Genomic DNA, 4416 nt, shown 5'->3' with positions numbered 1-4416 from the left:
CCGCCGATACCGCCGATACCGGCAATACGGGCAATACGGGCGAGAATGCGATGTCGATAGTGCGGGACGCCGTCGCGTTCGAGACCCCGGTGGAGCTGCTGTCCGACGGCGTATGGCACCTGACCCACTGTGTCGCCGATCAGTACCGGTCGGGACGTGCGTTCCTCGCGGGCGACGCGGCCCACACCCTGTCGCCGTCCGGTGGATTCGGCATGAACACCGGCATCGGCGATGCCGTCGACCTCGGTTGGAAACTTGCGGCCGAACTCGACGGCTGGGCCGGTTCGCGGCTGCTGGACACCTATGACACCGAACGGCGCCCGGTGGCGCTGGACAGCCTCGACGCGGCCAACACGAATTTGAAGCGCACCACGGACCGGGACATCCCGTCCGACCTGGGCCACAACACGCCCGCGGGCATGCGCGCGCGGGCTGCGATGGCCGAACGGCTGGCCAGTAGCGGTGCGCACCGCGAGTTCGACGCACCGGACGTCCACTTCGGATTCCATTACCGGTCGCCGATCGTGGTGTCGGACGGCCCCGGCGGGCTCACGCCGGACTGGCGGCCGGGCAGCGATCCCGGCAGCCGCGCCGCGCACGCCTGGATACGCCCTGGGGTGTCCACACTGGACCTGTTCGGTCGCGGGTACACGTTGCTCCGCTTCGCGCAGTCCGACCGGCTCGACGGGTTCCAGCGCGCATTCGGCGACCGCAGGGTCCCGCTGCGGACCACCCTGTGCGACGACCAGGAGATCGCCCGGCTCTACCGGTTCCCGTTCGTGCTGGTCCGTCCCGATGGGCACGTGGCATGGCGTGGCGCGGAACTCCCGTCCGCGCCGGATGAGTTGGCCGACGTCGTGCGCGGGGCGGTGTGACATGACGCCCTTCTCCGTTCAGGGCTGGTCGGCCGAGGACGTCGCGAACCCGTACCCGATCTACCGGCGCTACCGCGTGGCGGACCCGGTGCACCAGGCCGCGCCGGGCACCTGGTACGTCTTCGGCTACGACCATGTCGCGCAGACGTTGTCCAGCAGGGACTTCGGCCGTAATGTGCCCGCGCACCTTCCTGCTCGCACCGACCCTGCTCGCACCGACCCTGCTCGCACCGACGCGCTGCGCCGGAGTGTGGAGAACTGGCTGGTCTTCCTGGACCCGCCCCGGCACACGCGGCTGCGTCACCTACTCGCCGCCGAGTTCTCCCCGAAGGTCGTGGCCGACCTGCGTCCACGTGTTGCCGAGATCGCCCACGATCTGCTGCGGGACGTGAGTGATCGGCGTGAGGTGGACCTGGTGAAGGACTTCGCGGCACCGCTGCCCATCCTGGTCATCTCCGAGCTGCTCGGGGTGCCGGCGAGCCTGCGCAACTGGTTCCGCGAACGCGCCGAGTGGTTGCAGCAGGCCAGCTCCGCGCGTTCAGCACGCAACGTTGACGCTTTCGCCAAGGCTGAGACCGCCGCGGGCGAGCTCACCGAGTACTTCGGGGAGGAGGTGCGCCGCCGCAAGCAGCCGCGATCCGACCTGATCTCGCTGTTGACACACGCGGATGGACTGACCGCTGATGAGATCACCGCAACCTGCGTGCACCTGCTCACAGCCGGGCACGAGACCACGACGAACCTGCTCGGCAAAGCGGTGCTCGCCCTGATCGCCCATCCGGAACTGCTCGCCCGACTGCGGGCCGATCCAGGCTTGATGCCCGCTGCGGTGGAGGAACTGATTCGCTACGACCCACCCGTGCAGATGGTGACCCGCTGGGCCACCAGCGCAGCGCTGCTGGGTGGCCGGGAGATTCGCAGCGGTGACAAGGTCACGCTCGTGCTCGGGTCCGCCAACCGTGATCCCGACCGGTTTCCAGACCCCGATGAGCTGCGGCTGTACCGGGACACCGCCCGCCACTGCGGCTTTGGTCTGGGCATCCACTACTGCCTCGGCGCCCAGCTCGCGCGAGCCGAAGCGGAGATCGCCCTGTCTGCGCTGCTCGACCTCGTTCCCGGCCGCACGGTGAGCGGCGTCCGTTACGGTGACGACATGGTTTTCCACGGCCCGGTCCAGCTGTTGTTGACCGCCGGATCAGTCGGTGCCGAACTGGATGTGGTGGGCCAGCTGGACCCGGGAGTTGATGTCGAGCTTGCGAAACACCTTGCGCAGGTGAAACGCGACGGTGTGACGTGAATGAACATCCGGCTCGCGACCTGACGATTGGTCAGGCCCTCGGCGACCAGGGACACGACTGTCTGCTCCGTCTCGGTCAGGCTGGCGATGCCCGTCTTGAGCGCATCACGGCGCTGCCAGTGCCGTTTGACGACGCCGAGCGCCCGAAGCCGGCGGCGTCCGCGCGCGGCGTCGCGCTCCGCCTCGACCGACACATACAGCGCGACCGCATCCTCCAGCCTCTGCACCGCGGCTTCCCGGTCCACTATGAGCAGAGCTGCGCCCAGATCCTCAGCGGCCGACGCACGCGCCCAGAGATCCTCATGCCCCTCGGCGGCCTGCGCCAAGGCCTCGACGTCATCGTGCAGCAGACCCCGCGCGTGTGCTGCTGCCACCACCACCGACGCGACGTCCGGATCGTCCTGCGCGAGCCGGTCCGCCGTGGCCGCCGCCCGCACGGCCCAGTCACGTCTGCCCATCGCCAGCGCGGTCCGCACGATCCACGCTGCGGCGGCCGGTTCCTCGACGAACAGTGCCCCGCAGCTGTCGTCGTCACGACTGATCCATTCGAGCACCCGCAGGCAACCGTGGTAGTCCTCCTGCGCGAGCGCCGACTGTGCCTGCGCCCATTCCAGCGCCACCGCCCGCGTTCCGGCCACTTCTGCGGCGGCCCACTGCACCAGTGCGTCTCCCGACACGTCCACCACCCGATCACCCCGCCGCAACGCCACCGTGGTCAACACCGCCAGCGCCGCGGGCAGGTGCAGTCGCACCCCGGTCTCCCTGGCCAACGCGAGACACTCGGTCGCCTCGGCCACGGCGCTCGCCGACCGCCCGATGGCGAGGTCGAGCCTGGCACGCATGAGCGTGGGCAACGCGCTCAGCGTGTAGTCGACGTCCTGCTCGACGGCTGCGACCGCCGCCCGCGCACCCTCGATATCCCGCAGTCCGGTCAGGATCGCCGCATGAGCCAGTCGTGGATGACCGAGCCACGTCACCGGTAATCGCACCTCCTCGGCTAGCACCGCGTCACGCGACATCCGCAGCGCGGCGGTGACCATACCTGCTTGCCAGGCCGCCATCGGGCCGGACGCCGGCATGATCACCTGGTCGGCGTCCGGTGGCGCGGTGGGCGGCACACCCCGCACGGTCACCGCCATCGAACGATTGAGCAGCAGCCGCCGCGACAGGTCGCCGGGAGCGCCGGGACCGCTGAACAGCCCGGCAGCCACCTCCGCCGCATCCGCGGGCCGGTCCTGCAGGGTCAACGCGGTGGAAAGCCAATATCGCAGCATTGCGGCCGCCGTCGGTGGCACGTCCCGGGCGATCGCCCCGCTGGCCAGCTCTACCGCCGTGGACAACGGTCCACCCCTGGCGCAGGCCTCCACCGCGATCATGGTAAGCGGCAGCCACTCCTCACTGTCGCCCGCCATCAGCTCCAGAGCGCGCACCGCCAGTTCCGCCGCCGCACGCGGCGACGACCGCAGTGTCTGCTCCGCAGCCGCACGCAGCACCTCCACCGTCGCCGTGTCGCCTCGCACCGCTCCGCGCAGCAGGTGTCCCGCCGAGTCGATGACGGAATCACCTCGGGCGAGCAGCATCCTCGCCGCCTGAGTGTGCAACGCGCCGCGGACAGGCACCGGAATGCTCCGCAACACCGATTGCCAGACCAGGTCGTGACGAAACCGCATCTTCTCCGCCGCGCAGTCCAGCACATCGGTTGTGAGAGCTTCCCGAAGCGCGGGCGCCAGCACCGCGACCGGCTGCCGCAGCATCTCCGCCACGTCGTCAGGAGCGAACGTCCGGCCCAGCACAGCCGCCACGTCCAGCACCTGGCGCGTCTGCGGCGACAGCGCATCGAACGCGCAGCGGACCAGCGTGTCCACGCACTCGGACGCTGGTGTGCTCTGCGACGTGCCGGTGATCTCCTGCGTCAGGCGAGCAACGCCGTTCTCGCAGCGCACCAGGCCCTCCCGCACGAGCCAACCGGCCAGCCGGACCAGCGCTGCGGCGTTGCCTTCCGCGCAGGCCACCACCGCGGTCAGCGCAGCGTCCGGCGTGGCGCCGAGCACGTCGGAGACCACCGCCACCGCCACGTCGTCGGGCAGTCGGCCCAACGGCAGGTGCACCATGGCCTCCCGGTCCTCCGAGAAGCGGAACAACCGCTCGAGCCGGAATGCGTCCTGACCCGAATGATGTGCCAGCACGCACACCAGCGGCCGCGTCGTCACCAGCGAGAACAGCATCCCTAACGTCCGTACGGTC

2 protein-coding genes and 1 pseudogene are annotated in these 4416 nt (G+C 69.9%); 2 read left to right on the top strand and 1 reads right to left on the bottom strand.

Annotated features, from left to right (window positions below; translation table 11 throughout):
* Nucleotides 1-875 (top strand): FAD-dependent monooxygenase (locus U9980_RS23170; RefSeq protein ID WP_322769875.1); only part of this gene is annotated, 875 nt, incomplete at its 5' end.
* A gap of 1 nt (nucleotide 876) precedes the next feature.
* A pseudogene (locus tag U9980_RS23165) lies at nucleotides 877-2061 on the top strand (cytochrome P450); the annotation flags it as partial.
* 9 nt (nucleotides 2062-2070) lie between these two features.
* On the opposite strand, the gene U9980_RS28730 reads toward U9980_RS23165, so the two are convergent.
* Nucleotides 2071-2139, bottom strand: coding sequence for a hypothetical protein (locus U9980_RS28730; protein ID WP_416210364.1), 69 nt, complete (start codon nucleotides 2137-2139; stop codon nucleotides 2071-2073).
* Nucleotides 2140-4416: the final 2277 nt, after the last annotated feature.

This window comes from Protofrankia sp. Cr1 (assembly GCF_963555865.1).
Classification (GTDB): Bacteria; Actinomycetota; Actinomycetes; order Frankiales; family Frankiaceae; genus Protofrankia.
This window is presented reverse-complemented; position numbering and strand designations above follow the sequence as displayed.